This window comes from Bradyrhizobium cedriense (assembly GCF_054602315.1).
This window is the reverse complement of the sequence record NZ_JBTSWB010000008.1, coordinates 555,604-576,789: the sequence shown is the minus strand read 5'-3', so window position 1 is coordinate 576,789 and position 21,186 is coordinate 555,604. Positions and strand designations below refer to the sequence as shown.

Annotated in this window: 21 protein-coding genes and 1 tRNA gene; 12 read left to right on the top strand and 10 right to left on the bottom strand. The window is 64.8% G+C overall.

Translation table 11 applies throughout. From position 1 onward, the window contains the following. The 3 genes from ACYCVF_RS30645 to ACYCVF_RS30635 all read left to right on the top strand — a co-directional run. On the top strand, window positions 1-1,109 hold a 1,109-nt coding region (locus tag ACYCVF_RS30645), incomplete at its 5' end, for a biotin/lipoyl-containing protein (protein ID WP_459595154.1). A 148-nt stretch (window positions 1,110-1,257) separates the two neighbouring features. After that, complete coding sequence (locus tag ACYCVF_RS30640; RefSeq protein ID WP_459595155.1) at window positions 1,258-2,124, top strand: isocitrate lyase/PEP mutase family protein; 867 nt, start codon at window positions 1,258-1,260, stop codon at window positions 2,122-2,124. Next, a complete protein-coding gene (locus ACYCVF_RS30635; protein WP_459595156.1) occupies window positions 2,121-2,420 on the top strand; it encodes an acylphosphatase in 300 nt (99 codons plus the stop codon). The genes ACYCVF_RS30640 and ACYCVF_RS30635 overlap by 4 nt, the downstream gene beginning before the upstream one ends. A gap of 136 nt (window positions 2,421-2,556) precedes the next feature. On the opposite strand, the gene ACYCVF_RS30630 is transcribed toward ACYCVF_RS30635, so the two are convergent. Both ACYCVF_RS30630 and ACYCVF_RS30625 read right to left on the bottom strand, forming a co-directional pair. Continuing rightward, window positions 2,557-4,074, bottom strand: coding sequence for an ATP-binding protein (locus ACYCVF_RS30630; RefSeq protein WP_459595157.1), 1,518 nt, complete (start codon window positions 4,072-4,074; stop codon window positions 2,557-2,559). Window positions 4,075-4,204: 130 nt separating this feature from the next. Then, complete coding sequence (locus tag ACYCVF_RS30625) at window positions 4,205-5,056, bottom strand: LysR family transcriptional regulator (protein ID WP_459595158.1); 852 nt, start codon at window positions 5,054-5,056, stop codon at window positions 4,205-4,207. Between the two features lie 115 nt (window positions 5,057-5,171). On the opposite strand from ACYCVF_RS30625, the gene ACYCVF_RS30620 reads away from it, so the two are divergent. Next, on the top strand, window positions 5,172-5,594 hold the full coding sequence (locus tag ACYCVF_RS30620) for a tautomerase family protein (RefSeq protein WP_459595159.1): 423 nt from the start codon (window positions 5,172-5,174) through the stop codon (window positions 5,592-5,594). A 43-nt stretch (window positions 5,595-5,637) separates the two neighbouring features. Here ACYCVF_RS30620 and ACYCVF_RS30615 read toward each other — a convergent pair whose 3' ends face one another. Further along, entirely contained in the window at window positions 5,638-6,351 is a 714-nt protein-coding gene (locus ACYCVF_RS30615) for a DNA helicase (protein ID WP_459595160.1), read from the bottom strand. Window positions 6,352-6,522: 171 nt separating this feature from the next. Then, the gene (gene lipB / locus ACYCVF_RS30610; RefSeq protein ID WP_459595161.1) at window positions 6,523-7,272 is read right to left on the bottom strand and encodes a lipoyl(octanoyl) transferase LipB; all 750 of its coding nucleotides are present in this window, start codon (window positions 7,270-7,272) and stop codon (window positions 6,523-6,525) included. Window positions 7,273-7,355: 83 nt separating this feature from the next. On the opposite strand from lipB, the gene ACYCVF_RS30605 reads away from it, so the two are divergent. From ACYCVF_RS30605 to ACYCVF_RS30595, 3 genes are all read left to right on the top strand, one after another. After that, entirely contained in the window at window positions 7,356-7,598 is a 243-nt protein-coding gene (locus ACYCVF_RS30605; RefSeq protein WP_011088012.1) for a FliM/FliN family flagellar motor switch protein, read from the top strand. Window positions 7,599-7,801: 203 nt separating this feature from the next. After that, window positions 7,802-7,886 (top strand) — tRNA-Leu (locus ACYCVF_RS30600). A 471-nt stretch (window positions 7,887-8,357) separates the two neighbouring features. Beyond that, window positions 8,358-8,966: a cysteine hydrolase family protein gene (locus ACYCVF_RS30595; RefSeq protein WP_459595162.1), complete on the top strand. Its 609-nt coding sequence runs from the start codon at window positions 8,358-8,360 to the stop codon at window positions 8,964-8,966. A 12-nt stretch (window positions 8,967-8,978) separates the two neighbouring features. Here ACYCVF_RS30595 and ACYCVF_RS30590 read toward each other — a convergent pair whose 3' ends face one another. The 5 genes from ACYCVF_RS30590 to ACYCVF_RS30570 all read right to left on the bottom strand — a co-directional run bounded on the left by ACYCVF_RS30590 (window position 8,979) and on the right by ACYCVF_RS30570 (window position 13,816). Further along, window positions 8,979-10,133, bottom strand: a complete 1,155-nt coding sequence (locus tag ACYCVF_RS30590) for a DUF305 domain-containing protein (RefSeq protein ID WP_459595163.1) — start codon at window positions 10,131-10,133, stop codon at window positions 8,979-8,981. After that, on the bottom strand, window positions 10,130-10,309 hold the full coding sequence (locus ACYCVF_RS30585; RefSeq protein WP_459595164.1) for a CsbD family protein: 180 nt from the start codon (window positions 10,307-10,309) through the stop codon (window positions 10,130-10,132). The genes ACYCVF_RS30590 and ACYCVF_RS30585 overlap by 4 nt, the downstream gene beginning before the upstream one ends. Before the next feature lie 165 nt (window positions 10,310-10,474). Next, window positions 10,475-12,079 (bottom strand): alpha-amylase family glycosyl hydrolase, encoded by a 1,605-nt coding sequence (locus ACYCVF_RS30580; protein WP_459595165.1) that lies wholly within the window; start codon window positions 12,077-12,079, stop codon window positions 10,475-10,477. Continuing rightward, window positions 12,060-12,629: a hypothetical protein gene (locus tag ACYCVF_RS30575; protein WP_459595166.1), complete on the bottom strand. Its 570-nt coding sequence runs from the start codon at window positions 12,627-12,629 to the stop codon at window positions 12,060-12,062. Before ACYCVF_RS30575 ends, ACYCVF_RS30580 begins: the two co-directional genes overlap by 20 nt. A gap of 11 nt (window positions 12,630-12,640) precedes the next feature. Then, window positions 12,641-13,816 carry a zinc-dependent alcohol dehydrogenase gene (locus ACYCVF_RS30570; protein WP_459595167.1) on the bottom strand — a complete coding sequence of 392 codons (1,176 nt, stop codon included), beginning with the start codon at window positions 13,814-13,816 and terminating at the stop codon, window positions 12,641-12,643. A gap of 152 nt (window positions 13,817-13,968) precedes the next feature. On the opposite strand from ACYCVF_RS30570, the gene ACYCVF_RS30565 reads away from it, so the two are divergent. Beyond that, window positions 13,969-14,751: an SDR family NAD(P)-dependent oxidoreductase gene (locus ACYCVF_RS30565; protein ID WP_459595168.1), complete on the top strand. Its 783-nt coding sequence runs from the start codon at window positions 13,969-13,971 to the stop codon at window positions 14,749-14,751. A 341-nt stretch (window positions 14,752-15,092) separates the two neighbouring features. Here ACYCVF_RS30565 and ACYCVF_RS30560 read toward each other — a convergent pair whose 3' ends face one another. Further along, window positions 15,093-15,500 carry a response regulator gene (locus tag ACYCVF_RS30560; protein ID WP_459595169.1) on the bottom strand — a complete coding sequence of 136 codons (408 nt, stop codon included), beginning with the start codon at window positions 15,498-15,500 and terminating at the stop codon, window positions 15,093-15,095. Between the two features lie 86 nt (window positions 15,501-15,586). Between ACYCVF_RS30560 and ACYCVF_RS30555 the strand changes: the two genes are divergently transcribed. The 4 genes from ACYCVF_RS30555 (at window position 15,587) to ACYCVF_RS30540 (ending at window position 21,000) form a co-directional block, all read left to right on the top strand. Then, window positions 15,587-16,594 (top strand): chemotaxis protein CheB, encoded by a 1,008-nt coding sequence (locus tag ACYCVF_RS30555; RefSeq protein ID WP_459595170.1) that lies wholly within the window; start codon window positions 15,587-15,589, stop codon window positions 16,592-16,594. Between the two features lie 11 nt (window positions 16,595-16,605). Further along, the gene (locus tag ACYCVF_RS30550; protein WP_459595171.1) at window positions 16,606-16,887 is read left to right on the top strand and encodes a hypothetical protein; all 282 of its coding nucleotides are present in this window, start codon (window positions 16,606-16,608) and stop codon (window positions 16,885-16,887) included. A 187-nt stretch (window positions 16,888-17,074) separates the two neighbouring features. Continuing rightward, window positions 17,075-20,242: a CheR family methyltransferase gene (locus ACYCVF_RS30545; protein ID WP_459595172.1), complete on the top strand. Its 3,168-nt coding sequence runs from the start codon at window positions 17,075-17,077 to the stop codon at window positions 20,240-20,242. Then, the gene (locus ACYCVF_RS30540; protein WP_459595173.1) at window positions 20,242-21,000 is read left to right on the top strand and encodes a Crp/Fnr family transcriptional regulator; all 759 of its coding nucleotides are present in this window, start codon (window positions 20,242-20,244) and stop codon (window positions 20,998-21,000) included. The genes ACYCVF_RS30545 and ACYCVF_RS30540 overlap by 1 nt, the downstream gene beginning before the upstream one ends. The last annotated feature ends 186 nt before the right edge of the window (window positions 21,001-21,186 follow it).

Here is a 21,186-nt window from a genome sequence, read left to right as displayed (position 1 = left end):
TCACCGGCATCGACCTCGTCGAGCAGATGATCCGGGTGGCCGCCGGCGAGAAGCTCGCCATCGCGCAGAAGGACGTCACGCTGACGGGCTGGGCGGTGGAATCGCGTCTCTACGCCGAAGATCCGTTCCGCAACTTCCTGCCCTCGATCGGGCGGCTCGTGAAGTATCGCCCGCCTGCGGAAGCCAGCAAGGACGGCATCACCATCCGCAACGATACCGGTGTGCAGGAGGGCGGCGAGATCTCGATCCATTACGATCCGATGATCGCCAAGCTGGTCACGCACGCGCCCTCGCGCGCGGCGGCGATCGAGGCGCAGGCGACCGCGCTGGATTCGTTCTATGTCGACGGCATCCGCCACAACATCCCGTTCCTGTCGGCGCTGATGCATCATCCGCGCTGGCGCGAGGGACGGCTCTCGACCGGCTTCATCGCCGAGGAATTCCCCAAGGGCTTTGCAGTGCGCGTGCCCGAAGGCGAAGTCGCGCGGCGGATCGCCGCGGTCGGCGCGGCCATCGATCACGTGCTCGGCGAGCGCAAGCGGCAGATCTCGGGGCAGATGGGCGGCCGCATCGTGCAGCGCGAGCGGCGCCGGGCGGTCTGGCTCGACCGCCAGGAGATCCTGCTCGAAGTCGGGCGCGAGGGCGAGGCGATCGCGATCCGCTTCGTCGATTCCGACGGCAAGGCCGGCAATGCGCATCTCTTGCAGTCGCCGTGGAAGCCGGGCGATCCGGTCTGGCAGGGCACCATCGACGGCCATCTCGTCGCCGTGCAGACGCGCCCGATCGCCAACGGCATTCGCCTCGCGCATCAGGGCGTCGAGGTGCCGGTCTATGTCTGGACCGAGGCGGAAGCGGCCTCGGCACGGCTGATGCCGGTGACGACTGCGTCCGATACCGGCAAGAAGCTGCTCTGCCCGATGCCCGGCCTCGTGGTCTCGATCGCGGTGACCGAGGGCCAGGAGGTCAAGGCCGGCGAGACCCTGGCGGTGGTCGAAGCCATGAAGATGCAGAACGTGCTGCGCGCCGAGCAGGACGGCACAGTGAAGAAGATCCATGCCAGCGCGGGCGCGACACTCGCGGTGGACGCGCTGATCCTGGAGTTTGCGTAAGGCGTCTTCAGGCGCAACAGAAGACCCTCACCCTGAGGAGCCGCGCCTTCGCGGCGTCTCGAAGGGCGAGGCCACCAGCCGGGCCTGCATCCTTCGAGACGCGCGCAAGAGCGCGCCCTCAGGATGAGGAATTTGGAGTGAGGCACCCATGGCCTTTCGTTCCCGCCGCGAGAAACTTCGCTCCATCCTGTCGGGCGGGACCTGCGTCCACCCGGGCTCCGTCTACGACGCCATCTCGATCCGCATCGCGGAGGATCTCGGCTTTCCTCTCGGCATGTTCGGTGGGTCGGTGGCTTCGCTCGCGGTGCTGGGCGACCCAGATGTCACACTGATCACGCTCACCGAGCTTGCCGAGCAGATGCGGCGGATGTCGCGTGCAGCGGCACTTCCGGTGCTGGTGGATGCCGACCACGGCTACGGCAATGCGCTGAACGTGCGCCGAACGGTGCAGGAGCTGGAGACGGCGGGTGCGGCCGGCCTCACCATCGAGGACACGCTGCTGCCGGCAGCGTTCGGCGAGACGAAGGCGCAATTGATCTCGCTCGATGAAGGCGTCGGCAAGATGAAGGCGGCGCTCAGTGGCCGCAGCGATCCCTCGCTGGTCATCATGGGCCGCACGGGCGCGGCGGCGATCACCTCGATCGAGGACGCGATCCGCCGCGCCAGGGCCTATGAGGCGACCGGGGTCGATGCGCTGTTCTTCACGGGCATCAAGTCGCGCACCGAGCTCGAGGCCATCGCATCGGCAACGCATCTGCCGATCGTGCTTGGCGGTGCGACGGACGAGCTGAGCTCGCGCGATTATCTCGCCGGCCAACGCGTGCGGATCGCGCTGCAGGGCCACGCGCCGATCGCGGCCGCGACGCAGGCCGTCTACGAGACGCAGAAGGCGTTGCGCGAAGGCACGACGCCGAAGAGCCTGAAGGGCTTGGCATCGTCGGAGCTGATGGCCCGTGTCATGCGCGAGAGCGACGTCAGGGCCCGCAGCGCCGAGGTGCTGGAGCCGAGAAAGTGAACCGGGCGATCCTGCAGGTCGTGGTCCGCGGGCGCGTGCAGGGCGTCGGCTATCGGGCCTGGATCGAGCATCAGGCGATCGCGAGCGGCCTCGAAGGCTGGGTCCGCAACCGACGCGACGGCAGCGTGGAGGCGCTGTTCGCTGGCGCGCCGAACCACGTTGCCGACATGGTGGCGCTGTGCCGCCACGGCCCGCCGTCCTCGCGCGTCGACAACGTCACGAGCGAAACCGCCAGCCCGGATGAGCTGAACCTGCGCCGGGCAGGGGAGGCGTTCTCGGTCTTGCCGACGGTGTAGCTTCAGAGAACATCGTCATGCCCGGGCTTGTCCCGGGCATCCACGTTCTTCGCGCCGTGTGGTTATGCGTGGATGGCCGGGACAAGCCCGGCCATGACGCCGTAGGCCGAGGTGCCCCAAGCTCTCGATGGGAAATTCACCGCGGCAGCTTCGCGATTGCCTCGCTCAGCTCATGGATCTCATAGGGCTTGCGCAGGATCGGGAAATCGCCCCGCACGTCGGCGGCAACCTCGCTATAGCCGGTGGCGAGCAGGATCGGCAGGCCGGGGCGGATCTGGCGGAGGTGGTGGGCGAGGCTGAGCCCATCCATCTTGCCGGGCATGACGATGTCCGAGAACACGAAGTCGACGCCGTCGTTCTCGAGCTCGCGCAATGCCGCTTCGGCATCGGCGACGCGGCGCACCTGGTAGCCGAGCTGCTCCAGAAGACCGATGCTGACCAGAGCGACATCGGGATTGTCCTCCACGAGCAGCACCGTGCCGCTGCCGCGGAACGAGGCTTCCACTGTCTCACGCGACGGCACCTCTGTCCCGCGCGGCAGGACGATGGTGAATGTCGTGCCCTTGCCGAGTTCGCTTGCGACCTTCACCGTGCCACCGGCCTGGTGGGCGAAGCCGTGCACCTGCGAAAGCCCGAGGCCCGTGCCTTTTCCGATCGGCTTGGTCGTGAAGAACGGCTCGAAGATCTTGTCGAGAACGTCGGAGGGAATTCCGAGCCCGGTATCGGCGACGTCGATTGCAACGAAGTCGCCCGCGAGGGGCGCCTCGTTCAGCGCGACATTGCGGGCCCCGATCGTCACCGTGCCGCCGTCCGGCATCGCGTCGCGGGCATTGATCACGAGGTTGAGCAGCGCCGTCTCGAGTTCGGAGACGTCGGCCCTGATCGGCCAGGTTTCGGAGTGGATGTCGAAGGCGAGACGAACGGAACTGCCCACGCCGGCGTCGAGCACCTCGCGAATGGCCGCGATGCGTTCGGCGAAATCGATCGCCTGCGGGTTGACGCTCTGTCGGCGCGCGAAGGTGAGGAGCTGGTTCGTCAGCGCGGCGCCGCGCTTGGTCGCGGTCTCGATCGCGGACATGGCGCGCTCGAGCTTGGGGTCGCCGGCGACGCTCTTCTTCAGGACGTGGAGGCTGCCGCTGATGATCATCAGAAGGTTGTTGAAGTCGTGGGCGACCCCGCCGGTGAGCTGTCCGAGCGCATCGAATTTCTGGGACTCGGCCAGCTGCTTCTGCATCGCCTCGAGCTTGAGTTGGGAATTGCGACGCTCTGTGATGTCGCGTGTGATCTTGGCGAAGCCGACCAGCTGGCCGTCTTCGTAGATCGGGTCGATCACCACGCTCGCCCAGAAGAACGTGCCGTCCTTTCGGACGCGCCAGCCTTCCTCCTCGTATCGGCCCTTTTCCCGCGCGATGCCGAGGGCCCGCGCGGGCTTTCCGTTTGCGCGATCGGTCTCAGTGTAGAAGCGGGAAAAATGCTGTCCGAGAATTTCGGCGGGGGAATACCCCTTGATGCGCTCGCCGCCGATATTCCAGCTGGTGATGATCCCGGCGGGGTCGAGCATGTAGAGTGCGTAGTCCGCGACACCCTCTACCAACAGCCGGAAACTCCGTTCGCTTTCGAACAAGTCTCTCTGCTGACTAAGTTTTCTGATCATTCCGGGCCCCGCCTCGACGGGGACAAACGCAGAAACGGGCGGATTGTTCCCGCTTGAAGAGACATTTTTAGGCAGGTCAGCAACCGGGTACGGGTCGCGCAATTGGCGCGGTCGGCGGACTGGCTGCTCGCTAGTCTGCCGCGCTCCGAAATGTTGCCGCCACCACACGTAGAGCGGCCAGCTTGGCGGGATCGCTGACCTTCGAATGCAGCATCACCTTCGAGTTGCCGAGTTTCGGCAGCTTGTGCTCCGATCCGAGATCGATCAACGCCGGCGGCGCAATCCGCCGCGCCAGTGGTGCGATAGCAAGTCCGGCAAGCGCGGCTGCCACCACCGCCGTGACGCCGCCGCCGACGAAACGCTCGCGCCAGGAGATGCCCGCCCTGTCCAGCGCGCGAACGGCAACGGCGCGGACGCCGCAGGGCGGGGCGAGTGTTGCCAGCGGCAGTGCTTCGCCCTTCGGGAGCGTGAGGCGTCGCGATGCGAACCAGCCGAACGCGTCCTCGGCCAGCTTCTCGCCGCCACGGCGGCTGCCCTCCTGGCGCACGATCACTGCGTCCAGTCGGCCCGCGTCATAGGCATCCTGCATCTCGCGCGAGAAGCCAATGGTGACGGCGAGGGTGAGATTCGCAGACATCGCGTGCAGCCGTTCGAGCAGAGGCACCAGTTCTGGTCCCGCAGCATGATCGGAGATGCCGAGCGAAAGCGACTGTGCAGCGGCAGCCTCGCCGGAGAGCGCACGGTCGTGCGCCGCGATCAGCGCGCGGGCGCGATGGAGGAAGTCGGCACCATCGGCAGTGAGCCGCACCGCGCGCGGCGAACGCTCGACGAGGCGTTTTGCCAGCAACGCCTCCAGACGCTGGATCTTGAGGCTGACAGCCGCCTGCGTCGTGCCGAGTGCTTCGGCCGCGCGGGTAAAGCTCTGGAGATCGGCGACCAGCAGGAAGGCCCGGACCGTTCCGATGTCGAGGGTGGCTGTCATTATCAATCGTTATCACTGGTATCAATTGAGATAAGATACCAAAATGAAAGGAGGAGGTCTAGCTTCTCAACCAGCGCCGCGCAGAAACCCGCGTGGCAGCCTTAGGAGAACGTCCATGCCTTTGATCACCGTGTCCTACACCACGTCCCGTCAGTCGCTGTCGCTGAAGGCTGACGTCGCGAATACCGTGTCCGAGCTCACAGCAAGGATCCTGCACAAGGATCCTGAGGTCACCGCCATCATCGTGAAGTCCGTGGATGCGGGCGACTGGTTCGCCGGCGGCAAGTCGCTCGCCGAGGAGAAGCTTGCAAGCTACTGGATCGACATCCACGTCACGGACGGCACCAATACCAAGGACGAGAAGGCGGCCTATCTCGCCGCCATGTTCGAGCGCATGAGCGAAATCCTGGGCCCGCTGCATCCCGAGACCTATCTGCATGTCGACGAGGTCAAGGGCGATGCTTACGGCTTTGGCGGCCTGACCCAGGAACGGCGCTACATCGCCGGCAAGCTCGAGGTTGCGCTCAAGGCGGCGTGATGCCGGGGGCCGCGGGCGAGCCGTCTCACCCGCGGCCTGATCGTCAGCTCGCCGCTCGGAACTGGACTTCCGAATTGTTCAGGAAGCACGTCTTGTCGAACAGCTTCAGATCCAGCGGATTTGGCAATCGAACATCGCTGAGATCGGGGCAGGGTTTGACCGAGGGATCGTAGGATCGATCGATCTGCGAGATGAAGACGACAATCAGCCCCTTGTCGCGTGCGAAGGATTTCAGCGCGCGCACCTGAACGGTGAGATCAGGGTTCTCCCGTCTCTGGTCGAGCAGCTGCAGATAGTCGATCACCACGACAGTACCGGGCGGAGCTGCGGCCATCTGCTTGACGACGTAATCGGCGCTGATCGCGTCGGAGCAATCGATCTCGAACAATTTATCGAACTGCGCGAGGTCTGCGCCGACCGCGCGCAAGCGGCCCAGAACGTCTCTCTCGGTGTATTCGAGCGAGAAGAACGCCGCGTGGCTGCCTGATCTCATGGCCTCCACGGCAAGTTCGAGACTCATGAGGGTCTTGCCATGACCGGGGCGCGCACCGACCAGCACCAGGTCGCCCGGTCGGAACTGAGGAAACAGCTTGCCGGCGGGCGTCACGGCCGCCGCTTTCGCCGCGAGCAGGCTCCAGGCGGAAAATCCTTCCGTTGCAGCGACGCGGTCAAGCGCGTCGTGGAGCGGAATGCCTTCCCCGCGGGACAGGCGCTTCGCCTTGCGCTTGAGATGGTAGATCGGCGCAGACAATCTCATCGTGAGAACCTCCCATTGCGAGCATGATCGCAATCCCTCCTTATGCCCAGCGCTCGAACAGTCGGTCCGATGATCTATTCGCCCGGCATGAACTCTGCTTTCCCGGCGGAGGGGGGAGGCGTGGGCGGCACCGGAACGAGTATAGCCGATTCCGCGATGAACCAAGTAGCGCTAGGCGGCCGCTTCCGGCAGCAGTGCGCGGGTTGGCCCGAACAAGTCTTCGAACGCCTGCCTCAGCGCGATGTCGACATCGGCCATGGTCACGAGCTGGCCGAGATCGACCAGCGAGGTGACGCCGTAGCGGGCGTCGGTGACGCCGCAGGGCACGATGCCGGCGAAATGCGATAGCTCGGGCTCGACATTGATGGCGATGCCGTGGAAGGACACCCAGCGCTTCAGGCGGACGCCGATTGCCGCAATCTTGTCCTCGTGATCAGCCCCCTTTTCGGGGCGCCTGACCCAGACGCCAACACGATCCTCGCGCCGCTCGCCGCGGACATTGAAGGCAGCCAGCGTGCGCAGAATCAGCTCCTCCAAACTCGCGACATAGGCCCGGACATCGGGCCGGCGGCGCTTGAGGTCGAGCATGACATAAGCCACCCGCTGGCCCGGCCCGTGATAGGTGAGCTGCCCGCCGCGCCCGGTGGCAAATGTCGGGAATCGGGCATCGAGCAGATCGGCTTCCTTGCCCGATGTGCCCGAGGTGTAGAGCGGGGGGTGCTCGAGCAGCCATACCAATTCCGGGGCCTCGCCCGCCGCGATCGCGGCAACCCGGGCCTCCATCATGGCCACGGCATCCGGATAGGGCACTGGCGTGTCCGAGATCAGCCATTCGACGGGCTCGCCGCCTGCGGCGGAAAACGACGTCAGATCGAGCGCTTGACGTGGGTTCTGGCGGGAGTTCTGAGGCGAATTAACCATTGGCTAACCATAACGTGGTGATGATCGCAGGCGCAAATGCCAAGTCCTTTGGTTCAGAGTCCCAAGTTGCGGCGGTCCTGACAGTGCCCACTCTCGATAAAGTCACCGTGGATCTCATGGTCGTCCTCGGGACGACCACCATGCCGATCCATCAGGTATTGCGTCTTTCCCGCGGCGCCATCATCGAGCTGGATGCTACCGAGGCCGACGAGGTCAAGGTCCTGGCCAACAATCTGCCGGTCGCATCCGGCGTCGTGCTGGTCGATCGCAACCGGATCGCGGTCGAGGTCAAGCAGATGCTGCCGCGCACGCCGGGGACCCGCTAGGCCCTTGGCGCCAGCGGCAACGACCTGGGTAGGCGGTTGGCGGCCCGGCCACCCGGCCAAGGCCGATTCGGGCGGACGGCTGGAACTTTCCTGCAAAGCTTGTGGAATTCAGGGCCTTTGCAGGCTTGTACCCCTCTGATGGATTTGTTAGATCGGCGCCGTTGATCCGGTCGGCCCTCAAGCCTCAGGCCGGCATCCCCAAAGCGCTCGTGGCGGAACTGGTAGACGCGCTGCCTTGAGGTGGCAGTGAGTAAAATCGTGGGGGTTCGAGTCCCTCCGAGCGCACCAGCCCAACTCTTCTCTCTGAAGTCTAAGTCTTCTCTCTGAAGTCCAAGTCTTCTCTCTGAAATCACTGAGAGTTTCCGGCTGCGCGCCGGATAGCGCGGCTTTCGGGGCGGCCCACGTCCTTGCGAACCAGCAGGGTCCCCCTCCGTCAGATTCGCAGAACCCCATGGCGTGAGTCCTGTGATTGATGCTCTTCCTGCGTCGCGCCGCGACGCGCGAGCCCGGCGCAAGGTTCCGAGCCCTTAGGAACTTGCGATGGCATCTCGGGGTTTGGGTGCGGAGGGCCCCCAATCGAGGGAAACGCCGTGCGGCAGAAGGCGAAGAATTCCGGCGTCACGGCCTTGCATGTCACCTGCCGAGCAGTCCGGTACGCCTGTTCAAGGACGTTCCGCCCGAGATCATCGACGGGACAGACGCTCCGGTTTCGGCCCCGTGAAGCTGGATGAGGGGCCACATGGTCAGGGGTGGAGGGCGATGAGGGACAGCGCGTCGGACGTTGCCGACATCGGAAACGCCGTTCACCTCTGCATCGACATGCAGAACATCTTCGCTCCCGGCGGTCTCTGGGCGACGCCCTGGATGGAGCGCGTCCTGCCGACGATCGCCTCGGTGGTATCGCGCCACCCGGCGAGAACGATCTTCACGCGATTCATCACTCCGCAGGATCCGGAAGATCGTCCGGGGCAATGGCAGAGCTATTTTCGCCGCTGGCACCGGGCAACGCGCAAGCAGCTGCCGCCATCCGCCCTTGAGCTCGTGCCGGCCTTGAACCGGTTCGTTCCGCCGGCTGCTGTCGTCGACAAGCCCGCCTATTCCGCGTTCAGCAATCCGGGTCTCGCGAGCCTGCTGGTCGAAAAGAGCGTCGGTACCGTCGTGATATCAGGCGCGGAGACGGACGTCTGCGTGCTCTCGACCGTCCTGAGCGCCGTCGATCTCGGCTTCCGGGTCGTCATCGTCGAGGACGCGCTGTGCAGCTCGTCCGACGTCGGGCACGATGCGCTCATGACGATGTATCGCACCCGCTTCCACGGCCAGGTCGACCTGATGACGGCGGAAGAGTTGGCCGAGTTCTGGCGGGAGTAGGATGCGAGGCGCTCAATTGACGTTGTCGCCGAGCATGCTGCGGACGGCGGTGACCACGGCGGCAAGGCCGCTCGCGCCGCGCATCAGCGCGATCTCGCCCTGCTGCTCGTGGCGAATGGCATGCGCCATGATGCGCAGGCGCAGATCGCCGCGGCTGTGCCACATCTGGTCGGCCATCCGGACCGCACCCCGGTGATGCTTGCTCATGGTCTCGACGAACAAGGTGTCGAACTGGTCCGGCGGCGCGGTCTTGACCTGTCGCATCTCGACGGGCGTGAGAAAGCCCGGCATCGCTGCACGCTCCCCGGTGCTGCAATCGGGCATCTCCGTGTCGAACCAGCTCAGCCACCAATTCTCGAAGATCCGGTTCTCGCCGGTCTGGCTTGCGACCATCAGCATCGCGAGCTTTCGCAGATGCGGATCTTGCGCGCGCGCCACGGCGATCCGCGCCAGCTCGATCCCCTGCGCATGATGCGCAGTCATGTGACGGATGTAGGTCTGGTCCTGATCCCTGTCGCGGCCCAGCCACGGCGGCTCGTAGCCACGGCTGCCGAACAAAGCCATCGTCCCGAGCATCGCGATCACAGCCAGCGCGCCCGCGATCCACATGTTGGTGAACCGCAAGTCGCGTTCCGGTGCATTCCCGCGGCTCCATCGCAGGTGAGCGAACAGAGGATACATCACGGCCGAGGAGCCATGGACCAGCAGGCCGATCCAATAGGGCTGTTGCAGCGTGAACAGCGGCTGCCAGAACGGAAACAGCGGCACCAGCACGAACCATTCCATGCTGGAAGAGAAGATCGCCCAGGGCAACGCAAGCAGCAGAATCATCGCCGGCCGCAACTCGGCCGTCCAACGCCCGAGTACGCCGAAGAAGACCAGCGCCCAGGAAAAATCCGCCCATTGGTGGAAGGCGATCCCGGTCAGGATCGCGCTCCAGGATGGTTCGGAGCTGATCGCCCAATCGCGCGCGGGAATGGCGGCGACCGTCATCCAGTCGACGGCGGCATCGCGGCCGATCCGTGCGGCGAAGAGCTGGCTGACGATGGTCGAGAACGTGCTGCTGATCAGGCCGAGCTCGGCCGCGGCGATCCAGCGCGAACGCCGCCTTTCGCCGGTCGTGCGCCGCGCGCCACCGGCTCGTGCTGTTCGCGACCCTGCGTTCACGTCAGCTGTTTGAGCTTCTTCAACGGATTGAGTTCGCTGGGCTTGTCCTGCTCGTCGCGCCCGCGCTCGGCTTGCGCCTTGCCGTCATCGTGGAGCTCCTGGTCGCCGATGATCTCGCCGACAGCCTGCCTGGTCTTGCCGGCGATCCGTTGCCGAAGACCTTTGGTCTTGCCCATGAGCTGCCTCCGATGTGTCTGCCTCCGGGCTCGTGCCGCTCGCCCCGGCGCCTGAAGGGGGCGTTGAGCGCCGGGGCTGCGGTTTCGTTCAAGTCGCCTCCGACGGCGGGGGACGCCGGAAGCGTTGATGAGACTCCTCGAGCCGCGGATGGTTCCTTCAGGCCGTCACCGAGGCTCGAGCGCGATGATCACGCCTTCGTTGCCCCGGAGCAGGATGGAAGCATCCGGCAATGGCTCGGGCTGCCGATCCAGCTGCGTCGACATCAAGAGGCGGCCGCGACCTTGCCAGTGGAATTTCCGCGGTTCGGCCGCCATGTTGAGCGCAACCAGAATTGCACCGCTTGCGTCCGGCCGCCTGTAGGCGAGGACACAGTTCTGCGATCGCAGCGGCTCGTAGCCGCCTCGTCGCAGGCAGCGATGTTCGCGCCGCAGCGCCATCAGCGCACGAAACAACGCCAGGATCGACCGCTCGTCGCGCTGCTGTCCGGCGATGTTGGCCGCACCATCGGGCGGCTCCAGCGGCAGCCATGGGCGGCCCGTCGTGAAGCCGCCGTCGGGGCTGTCGTCCCATCGCATCGGCGCGCGTTCGGGATCGCGGCACAGGCCATATCCGGGCACGAGCTTCTCGAAGGGATCGTGGACACGGTCGGGCGGGATGGGGACGCGCTTGCGGCCGATCTCGTCGCCCATGAAGAAGAACGGCGTTCCCGGCAGCGTCATCAGCAGCATCGCCAGCACGCGCATCTGCGCCACGCCGATCTTGCTCGCGATCCGCTGCTTGTCGTGGCCGCCGATCACCCAGACCGGCCAGGCATGTTTGGGGATGGCGTTGAGATACGCGTCGATCGTCGCCTGCAACGACAGGGCGTCCCATTGCGAATCGAGCAGGGCGAAATTGAGCGGCAAATGCAGGCGCGGCCGGTCGTTTCCATAGAAATGACCAATGCGATCGGTCTTGCCCTGGACTTCGCCGCACAGCATCCGTCCGGGATACGTGTCGATCACCTCCCGGATGAACTCGATGCAATCCATCGTCTCCGGCCGGTCGTCGGTGAACACGGGCGTCTGACGCTGCGGCGGCGGCTTGTCCCTGGCTTGCGGATTCGGCGGGTTGTCGCGCAGGAGCTCGTCCTTGATCAGGACCGCGCTGGCGTCGACGCGAAAGCCGTCGACGCCGCGGTCGAGCCAGAACCGCATGGTGTCGGCGATCGCGGCGCGCACCTGCGCGTTGCGCCAGTTGAGGTCGGGCTGCTCGACCAGGAATGAATGATAGTAATATTGCCGCCGCGCCTCGCACCACTCCCATCCGCTGCCGCCGAAGCGGCTCAGCCAGTTGTTGGGCGGGCCGCCATTCTCGGCCGCATCGGCCCAGACGTACCAATCGGCCTTGGCGCTGTTGCGCGAGCTCGAGCTCTCGACGAACCATGCGTGATCGTTCGCGGTGTGATTGGGGACGAGATCGAGGATGAGCCGGATGCCTGCGGCGTGCAGTGCCTCGAGCAGGCGATCGAACGCGTCGAGGCTGCCGAAGGCAGGATCGATCGCGCAATAATCCGAGATGTCGTAGCCGAGGTCGCGGAACGGGCTCTTGTAGATCGGCGTCAGCCACACCGCATCGACCCCGAGCCACTTCAGGTAGTCGATGCGCGACATCAGCCCGGCGAGGTCGCCCTTGCCGTCGCCGTTGGAATCCTGGAAGGAGATCAGTGCGATCTCGTAGACGACGGCGGATTCCCACCACGCAGCTTCGTCACGGGATGCGGCGCTCATCGCCTCGCTTCATCTCGTTGTGCCCCGCATGCGCTGCGATCTGCCTTGCCGCGGTTCGCGCGCTCTCGATGCCCTTGGGGAAACCGCTGCGGTTCGGATAGAGCTTGCGCCGCGCATCGCGCGGCGGCCGTCGCGGCTTGGTGTCTTGCGCGGCGCGGTAGTCGAGCATGGCGATGCCGCCGACCATCAGCAGTGCAAGCGCGATGTTACCTTTCTTGGGATTGTCCGGCGTCAGGCCTGACAGCAGCGCGGCGGCATCGAGGCCGTCGCCGCCGACGCGAGCCCACAATCCAGCGTTCTTGTCGACCGAGAGCGACATGATTCCGGCCAGGATCTCCCGCACGCCGAAGGCGCGGACCAGCGTCTCATGGCCTTCCATGCCCAGCGTTTCCGTGACGCGCCGGGGCGCGAAGAATTCGACGACGCCAAGACCGATGCTGAACCAGCCCAGCGCGCGCGCGAGCTGGTCGGCGGGCTGCTTCAGGCTTGGGCCGCCCTGGACGATCTTCGGGTCGCCTTTGGTGCGAACAATGTTGGAGAAATGAAACATGGGTCTGCTCCTCAGGGCTTCAACACGACCTTGACGCAGGAATCGCGCTTGTCGCGAAACACCTGGTACATCTCGGGGCCTTGGCTGAGCGGGACGGTGTGGGTGATCACGAAGGAGGGATCGATCTCGCCGTCTTCGATGCGGCGGAGCAGGTCGTCGGTCCAGCGGTTGACGTGGGTCTGGCCAGTGCGCATCGTCAGCCCCTTGTTCATGAAGGCGCCCATCGGAAGCATGTCGGAGAGACCGCTGTACACGCCCGGCACGGAGATGATGCCGCCCGGCCGGCAGACATAGATCATCTCGCGCAGCACGTGAGGCCGGTCGCTCTCCGCCATCACCATCTGCTTGGCGCGGTCGAGCAGCGTGTCGGGCAGGGACGCCATGACATGCGACTCCATTCCCACGCAGTCGATGCATTTCTCCGGGCCCTTGCCGTCGGTCAGCTCCTTGAGCCGCTCCAGTACGCTCTCGGTCTCGAAATTGATCGTGGTGGCACCGCCGGCCTCCGCCATGCTGAGCCGCTCGGGCAGGCAGTCGATCGCGATCACCTGGTTGGCGCCGAGCAGGATGGCGCTGCGGATCGCCATCTGTCCGACCGGGCCGCAGCCCCAGATCGCAACCGTATCGGTGGGCTCGATGTCGCATTGCTCGGCCGCCTGCCAGCCGGTCGGGAAGATGTCGCTGAGGAACAGCAATTGCTCGTCGGGAATGCCCGCGGGCACCTTGATGTGGGTCGCATCCGCAAAGGGCACGCGGAGATATTCAGCCTGGCCGCCGGGATAGCCGCCGGTCAGATGCGTATAGCCGAACAGACCCGCCGTCGTGTGTCCAAAGACCTTGTCGGCCAGATGACGCTTGCGGTTCGTGGTCTCGCACACCGAAAAATTGCCGCGCTTGCACTGGTCGCATTCGCCGCAAATGATCGTGAAGGGCACGACGATACGGTCGCCCTTCTTGAGCTTGCCGTCGACACCCGAGCCGACCTCGACCACTTCACCCATGGTCTCGTGGCCCATGATGTCGCCGGGCAGCATGCCGGGAATGAAATTGTGGAAGAGATGAAGGTCGGAGCCGCAGATGGCGCAACTCGTGACCTTGATGATGGCATCGCGCGGGTCCTGGATCTCCGGATCGGTGACGGTGTCGCATCGTATGTCTTCCTTGCCGTGCCAAACCAGCGCCTTCATCTTCCGTCCTTTCGGCTGAGCCAGTTGCCATCTAAGTCCAGGAACGAACGATGGTTGCTATCGCCGCGCGCAAATTGTTCGCACCGCGCAGATAGGAACGAGAGAGCAGGGCAGCGATTGGGCGTCATCACCTCAATCCAAGGAAATGCCGCATGCCCGCCAATCAACTCGCCGTCGTCACCGGCGCCTCCACCGGTATCGGCCTGGAACTCGCCAGGTGCTGTGCCCAGGCAGGTTTCAACCTCGTCATCGCTGCGGACGAGCCTCAGATCGAAAGGGTCGCCGTCGATCTCCGCCGGCTCGGCGGCAGCGTGGAGCCGGTCCAGGCTGATCTCGCCACCACCGAAGGCGTCGACAAGCTCTGCGCTGCGGTGGGCGACCGGCCGATCGACGCGCTTTTGGCCAATGCCGGGGTCGGCCTCGGCAAGGCTTTCCTTGACCAGGATTTTGCCAGGGTGAAGCACCTCATCGACACCAACATCACCGGCACGCTGTATCTGATCCACCGCGCCGGCAACGAGATGCTCCGCCGCAACGCCGGTCGCATCCTGATCACCGGCTCGATCGCCGGCTTCACGCCGGGCAGTTTCCAGGCGGCGTATAACGCCAGCAAGGCATTCCTCGATTCCTTCTCGTTCGCGCTGCGTGAGGAGCTGCGCGACAGCGGCGTGACCGTCACCTGCCTGATGCCGGGCGCGACGGAGACAGAGTTTTTCCGCCGCGCCGACATGATGGATACCAAGGTCGGCACCGAGAAGAAGGACGGCGCGTATGATGTCGCCAAGGCCGGTTTCGATGCGATGCTGCGCGGGGAAGCCGACATCGTCACCGGAATGAAGAACAAGATCCAGACAACGGTCGCCAACGTCACGCCGAACGAGATGTTGGCCAAGCAGCATCGCAAGATGGCGGAGCCGGGTACGGCAAAAACCTGACGTCCCCGCTGCCATTTTTCGTGGCCGGCTCGGCACTCGGCATTTGACAAAGCGCCGGGGGCCGATTCACATACCCTAATGCGTTCGGCCCCCAAGCCAGTCAAGCTGTGCTCGCTGGATAGGGGGCTGGGCAATGGATCGCATCGAACAGGCGTTTGTCGCGACCGCGATCACGGGGTTTCTCGTGATGATGGGCGCAATCGTCTGGATGATGATGACTTGAGGGCCAGGAGGCTGTGTTGGAGGCTGTCTTGCGCATCGCGCTGCCCTATGCCGCGGTTCTCCTGTGCCTGGCAGTCACCGCCTGGATCGCTTTCGCGCGTCTGTTCTGATTGCCTGCCTCATCCATCCGCCGGATCGGCGATCAGCGCGGCCAGCTTCAGTGCCATCACGTCAAGATCGATCGGCTTCGCAATGAGCGGGACGTCCTGAAATTCCGGGCCGACGGTGACCTTTTCATACCCGGTGGTGAACACGAAGGGCACCTTGCGCGCCCTCAGTTCGCGGGCGATCGGAAAAACCATTTCGCTGTGAATGTTCACGTCCAATACCGCGGCATCCAGCGTGCTGCCGCCGCGCAGGATCTTGAGCGCGTCCTCGACGTGACCGGCGGGACCTGCGACCTCCGCTCCCAGGGCGCGGAATGTCTCGCTGATGTCATCGGCGAGAAAATATTCGTCCTCGACCACGAAAACCCTGCGCCCGCTGAAAGGCGCGGGCCGACTGAATGGCGTACGCGATATCGACATGGTGCCTCCACCCTTCGCTCCACCTGTAGGAACAAAAAAAGGATGCCCGCCTTAGTTGCGAAACGGCGCAATTGAGAACGGGTTCCATGAACAATCGCGACATCATCGTGATCGGAGGCTCGGCGGGAGCGACCCAGCCGCTCAAGCAGATATTGAGCCGCTTGCCGCCGGATTTGCCGGCTGCGGTCTTCATCGTCCTGCACATTCCGGCGCAGGGGATTGGAATTCTGTCGACGGTCGCCAGGAGCGCCGGCCCGCTCCCGGTTCGCCAGGCCGAACACGGCATGAAGATCGAGGCCGGACAGATCTACCTTGCCGCGCCGGACCATCACCTGCTGCTGTCCGAGGATCGGGTGCTGCTCGGGCGGGGTCCGCGCGAAAACCTGGTGCGGCCGGCCATCGACGCCCTTTTTCGCTCCGCAGCCATCACCCATGGCCCGCGAGTGATCGGCGTGCTTCTGAGCGGCTTGTTGTCCGACGGCGCGGCAGGCCTCGATGCGATCAAGCGCTGCGGCGGGATGGCGGTGGTCCAGGATCCCACGGATGCCATTTCCGACGAGATGCCGCGGCGCGCCATGGAGGAGACCACGGTCGACCTCTGCACTCCCGGCGCAAATATGGGTGACGTGCTGTCCGACCTGGTCAGGGAGCAGGCCGGAGCCGCGCTGCCGATCCCGCCGGAGATCCGACTGGAGGTCGAGATTGCGGCCGGAGACCGGATTGGCAGCGACAAGCTGTTCACGGTTGCCGATCCCGTCGCGCTGACCTGTCCGGCCTGCGGGGGCGTTCTGTCCGAGGTCAAGGAGTCACGCCCGATGCGCTTCCGTTGCCAGGTCGGTCATGCCTTCACGATCGATACGCTCGCCAAGGAGCAGGAGGGACGCGTCGACGAGGCCTTGCGTGTCGCCTTGCGGATCATTGAGGAGCGGGCGGAACTGGTGCAGCGCATGGCCGCCGATGGCCGGCGCAGCGGCAGGCCCGCGGTCGCCGAGATGTACCAGACGAGAGCGGCCGAATATCGAGAATATGCCGACATGATCCGGCGGGTGGTGCTACAATCGCTCGATCCTCCAGCCTGCAAGCGGGAGGCGTGAAGGGGCTGCCCATGGCCATCTCCCTTGCCGAACGATCGCAGCAGCTCGATGCCGAGCAGCGCCTTCTGGTGAAGGCCGACCGCGATATCGAGGAGGGTTGCCAACGCATCCGCAAGCAGGAGGATCGCGTGCGCGAATTTCTGGCCTGTGGTCACGATACCGACCAGGCGCAGCAACTCGTCGAGCTCCTCAAGAAGACCTTGATCGAATGGCAACGCCACCGCGTCCTGATCGCGCAGCGCGTGACGTATCTCCAGCGGCAATTGGCGGCGGGGCGGCCGGAAGCCGGCTGATAGCCGAAGCCCGGCAAGTCCGCGCGCCAAGACCCGACAGGTGATGGAGCCGCCTGCGACGCCTTGGATATTCGACGGAGGTCTGTGACGTTTTTGTCTTTGATCTGTTGGGGTCTGGTCGATTTCTGCTATTTGCAGGGGCTGGGCCCCATTTTGTCCCGACCAGCGAACGAGAGCTACCAGGAACATGACTGAAGTCGGCGACCAAGCGGTCGAAGGAGAGCGCCAGACCAAGACCCCGCTCGTCATCGGCGTTGGCGCTTCTCCTGGCGCTCTGAATAGTATCGAGCGCTTCTTTGCCAAGCTGACCCTGGGCGCTGACCAGGCCCTCGTGCTCGCGCTACAGAACCATGAGGCCTTCGAAGAGACGCGGCTGCGCCGGATCGTGCAAAGCTCGAACGGCGGCAAGCTGTCCGACCCCGGTCATGGCGATCCGATCGAGGGCGGCACCGTCTATCTGTGCCCGCCCGGGATGATCACCACGATTCAGGACGGCCGTTTCGCGATCCGCAAGGCCGAACAGGCGCCCGGCGAGCGCGCCACGATCGACAGCTTCCTTGTGTCGCTCGCGGAGGAGCGCGCCGAGAAGTCCATCGGCGTGATCCTGTCCGGCACCGGCGGCCACGGCACCCTGGGCACCGCAACGCTCAAGGATCACGGCGGCCTCGCCATCGCCGAGAAGATCGCGAGCGAGGAGTCCGATTCTCTCAAGGATGCCAACGCGCCGGCGGCGATCGCGGACTACGTGCTGCCACCGGAGGAGATTCCCGAGCACATCCAGGTTTATGCCCGCCATCTGCAGCGGCTGGAGGAGAAGCAGGGCTTCGACGAGGTGCTGGCCGCGGCCGCAACCTCGCTGTCGCGGATCGCCGACATTCTCCGCAACAAGACCGGCAACGATTTCCACGGCTACAAGCAGAACACTTTCCTGCGCCGCGTGCAACGGCGCATGCAGGTCGTCCAGATCGACGATATCCCCGCCTATGTGGACTTCCTGCGCAACGACAAGGATGAGGCGCAGCATCTCTTCAACGATCTCCTGATCGGCGTCACTGAGTTCTTCCGCGACAAGCGCGAGTTCGAGGTGCTGGAGACCCAGATCATCCCGAAGATCTTCGAAGGCAAGGGTGCGGTCCAGCAGGTTCGCGTCTGGGTGCTCGGCTGCGCCACGGGCGAGGAGGCCTATTCGATCGCCATCCTGCTGCGTGAATACATGGCGCGGATGGACGCCGCGCCGCAGGTGCAGATCTTCGCCACCGACATCGACGGCCGGGCGCTCGCCGCCGCGCGGGTCGGACGCTATCGCAGCTCCATCGAGGCCGACATGAGCAGCGAGCGCCTGGCGCGCTGGTTCGTGCGCGAGGGCGACACCTATTGCGTGGTCAAGGAGCTGCGCGAGATGTGCATCTTCTCCCAGCACAACGTCATCAAGGACGCGCCATTCTCCAGGCTCGACCTCGTCTCGTGCCGCAACCTGCTGATCTACCTCAACTCAGAGCTCCAGAGCCGTGTGATCCCGCTCTTCCACTTTGCGTTGTTGCCCGAGCGATATTTGTTCCTCGGCAATTCGGAGAATGTGACGCGGCATCCGAAGCTGTTCGTCCCGATCGACCGCCGCGCACGCATTTTCAGGAAGCTCGACACCGGAGCGCGGCTGCCGCCGGAATTTCCGATCACGACCGCAGCGGGCAGGATGCCGGCGGAAGTGGCGCCGGTGCGCTCGTTCGGTCCCGACGTCGGTCTGGAGCGGCGCGCGCAGCGGATCGCGGACCGGTATGCCCCCGCTTACGTCATCACCGACGATAATTTCCAGATCCTGCATTTTTCGGGGCGCACCGGGCGATACATCGAGCCGACCGCAGGCGCCGCAACCCTCGACCTGCTCCAACTCGTGCATCGCGATCTCCGCCTGGAACTGCGAACCGCGCTCGGCCGCGCGGCGGAGACCGACGAGCCGGTCCATGCCGAGCAGGTGCACCTCGAAGCAAGCGGCCACCGTATCCTCGTGAACATCACGGTGGAGCCGATCCACGAGGGCGCTGGCGGTCACCGCAATTTCGTCGTTCTGTTCAAGGACGGACCGGCCCAATTGGCCGAGGACGACCGGAGCAAGCCGAACGCGCTCATCCGTACCGAGCACGTCGAGCGGCTCGAAAGCGAGCTACGCGCGACGCGTGAGCGCCTCCAGGCCACCATCGAGGAACTCGAAAGCACCAACGAGGAGCTGAAATCTTCGAACGAGGAATACCAATCGCTCAACGAAGAGCTTCAGTCCGCCAACGAAGAGCTCGAGACCTCGCGCGAAGAGTTGCAGTCGATCAACGAAGAGCTGACCACCGTCAATGGCGAGCTGGCGCACCGCGTTCAGGAATTGACCCGCGCCACTAGCGACCTCAAGAATTTCCTCGAAAGCACGCAGATCGCAACCATATTCCTCGACAACGATCTGCGGGTGATGACCTTCACCCCGGCGATTACGCAGGTCTTGCATCTGGTGGAAACCGATGCGGGCCGGCCCATTTCGCATATCAAGGCGCGCATTCCTATCGAGGAGCTCTACGACGACGTTCGCCGCGTGGCGCGCACCCTGGGGGGCGCCGAGCGCGAGCTGACCGCGCCGGACGACGGCACCCGATACATCGCGCGCGTCCTGCCTTACCGCAGCATCGACAATTTCATCGCGGGCGTCGTCATCACTTTCATCGACGTCACGGCGATCACCCGCGCCGAAGAGCGGCAGCGCCTGCTCCTGGCCGAGCTCCAGCATCGGGTCCGCAATACGCTCGGCGTGGTACGCTCGATCGCGCGCCGCTCGGCCGAGACGAGCTCCACCGTCGAGGAATATGCATCCCATCTCGACGGCCGGCTGAACGCATTCGCCCGCACCCAGGCATTGGTCACCCGCGATCCTGAAGGCGGCGTCGACCTGGAATATCTCGTGGTCGAGGAGCTGCTGGCCTATGATGCGCGCGAAGGCGAGCAGATGCGGGTTTCCGGCCCCAAGGTACGCTTCCAGCCCAAGGCCGCCGAAACGTTCGCGCTGGCCATTCACGAACTCGCGACCAACGCGCTGAAATACGGTGCGCTGAGCCGGCCATCGGGCCGCATCGAGGTCTCCTGGCTCATTGACGAAAGCACCGAGCCCAAGCAGCTGGTGTTCGAATGGCGGGAGCGTGGGGGGCCGGAGGTGTCGCCGCCGCCGCGAAACGGTTTCGGCACCGAGCTTCTCAAGCGTACTCTGGCGTTTGAGCTGAAGGGACACACCACGATGGCTTTCAACTCGGGGGGTCTGCAATGCACGATCGCCATCCCACTGAGCAAGCGCGCCTTCCACACACCGGTTGTGGCTGACTGATGTTGTTGACGACCGCCGATCGCAGCCTGGTGCAGCCGGCCATTCGCCGGTTGAATGCACTGAGGCGCCTATCGCCGGAGGCGCGCGCGTCGCTTGAACATGCGATGCTCGAGGGGGTGCAGCGCGCTGGAGCGGGCGAGGACCTGATCTCGGAGGGAGACCCTGTCGATAGCGTCCGCATCGTATTGTCGGGCTGGCTCTGCCGCTACAAGACGCTCGAGGACGGCCGCCGCCAGATCGTCAACTTCATCTTACCCGGGGAGAGCTGTGACGCCTATGCTTTCCTGCTCTCCACCATCGATCATTCCATCGCCACGCTGACGCCGGCCATCTACACCAAGCTCAAGCGCGCGCGCTTCGACGGCCTGCTGGCCGCCGACCGTTCGCTTGCCGAAGCGTTCTTGTGCGAGACCCTCGTCAATAGCGCGATCCAGCGGGAATGGGTCATCAATCTTGGCCGTCGCGTCGCGCTCGAGCGCCTCGCGCATCTGTTCTGCGAGATCTTCGAGCGGCTTCGTCCCGTCGGCATGGTCGAGGGCAATACCTGCGCGATGCCGGTGACGCAGATGGACCTGGCGGACGCCACCGGCCTGTCGGTGGTCCATCTCAATCGCACGCTGCAGGAGCTGCGCGCCTCCGGACTGATTGCGTTACGCGATCGCACGCTGACAATCAGGGATCTCGAGGCGCTCAAGGACGCAGCCCTGTTTTCGCCGAGCTATCTGCAACTCTATCGGCGCGGCCCAGAGCAGGGATGACCCGCGGTCCTGCCGCGAGCAAAGAGGACAGCGGCGCGGTGGGGATTCTCAGGTCTGTCCACTAGGAACAGGTGCCGAAATGAGCTAGTTTACCGGCATCACCGGGCATGGCTCTGTCCGTAGGCGCCGGTGGCTGAGAGATCTCGCGCTCCCGCCTGCATTTTTCGGGAGCTGCTGTGTTCGATA

Excerpts from the sequence above, each read along its gene's own strand:
- ACYCVF_RS30640 (WP_459595155.1), top strand. The coding sequence starts at position 1,258 with ATGGCCTTTCGTTCCCGCCGCGAGAAACTTCGCTCCATCCTGTCGGGC.
- ACYCVF_RS30630 (WP_459595157.1), bottom strand. The coding sequence starts at position 4,074 with ATGATCAGAAAACTTAGTCAGCAGAGAGACTTGTTCGAAAGCGAACGG.
- ACYCVF_RS30625 (WP_459595158.1), bottom strand. The coding sequence starts at position 5,056 with ATGACAGCCACCCTCGACATCGGAACGGTCCGGGCCTTCCTGCTGGTC.
- ACYCVF_RS30620 (WP_459595159.1), top strand. The coding sequence starts at position 5,172 with ATGCCTTTGATCACCGTGTCCTACACCACGTCCCGTCAGTCGCTGTCG.
- ACYCVF_RS30615 (WP_459595160.1), bottom strand. The coding sequence starts at position 6,351 with ATGAGATTGTCTGCGCCGATCTACCATCTCAAGCGCAAGGCGAAGCGC.
- lipB (WP_459595161.1), bottom strand. The coding sequence starts at position 7,272 with ATGGTTAATTCGCCTCAGAACTCCCGCCAGAACCCACGTCAAGCGCTC.
- ACYCVF_RS30595 (WP_459595162.1), top strand. The coding sequence starts at position 8,358 with ATGAGGGACAGCGCGTCGGACGTTGCCGACATCGGAAACGCCGTTCAC.
- ACYCVF_RS30585 (WP_459595164.1), bottom strand. The coding sequence starts at position 10,309 with ATGGGCAAGACCAAAGGTCTTCGGCAACGGATCGCCGGCAAGACCAGG.
- ACYCVF_RS30580 (WP_459595165.1), bottom strand. The coding sequence starts at position 12,079 with ATGAGCGCCGCATCCCGTGACGAAGCTGCGTGGTGGGAATCCGCCGTC.
- ACYCVF_RS30575 (WP_459595166.1), bottom strand. The coding sequence starts at position 12,629 with ATGTTTCATTTCTCCAACATTGTTCGCACCAAAGGCGACCCGAAGATC.
- ACYCVF_RS30570 (WP_459595167.1), bottom strand. The coding sequence starts at position 13,816 with ATGAAGGCGCTGGTTTGGCACGGCAAGGAAGACATACGATGCGACACC.
- ACYCVF_RS30565 (WP_459595168.1), top strand. The coding sequence starts at position 13,969 with ATGCCCGCCAATCAACTCGCCGTCGTCACCGGCGCCTCCACCGGTATC.
- ACYCVF_RS30560 (WP_459595169.1), bottom strand. The coding sequence starts at position 15,500 with ATGTCGATATCGCGTACGCCATTCAGTCGGCCCGCGCCTTTCAGCGGG.
- ACYCVF_RS30555 (WP_459595170.1), top strand. The coding sequence starts at position 15,587 with ATGAACAATCGCGACATCATCGTGATCGGAGGCTCGGCGGGAGCGACC.
- ACYCVF_RS30550 (WP_459595171.1), top strand. The coding sequence starts at position 16,606 with ATGGCCATCTCCCTTGCCGAACGATCGCAGCAGCTCGATGCCGAGCAG.
- ACYCVF_RS30545 (WP_459595172.1), top strand. The coding sequence starts at position 17,075 with ATGACTGAAGTCGGCGACCAAGCGGTCGAAGGAGAGCGCCAGACCAAG.
- ACYCVF_RS30540 (WP_459595173.1), top strand. The coding sequence starts at position 20,242 with ATGTTGTTGACGACCGCCGATCGCAGCCTGGTGCAGCCGGCCATTCGC.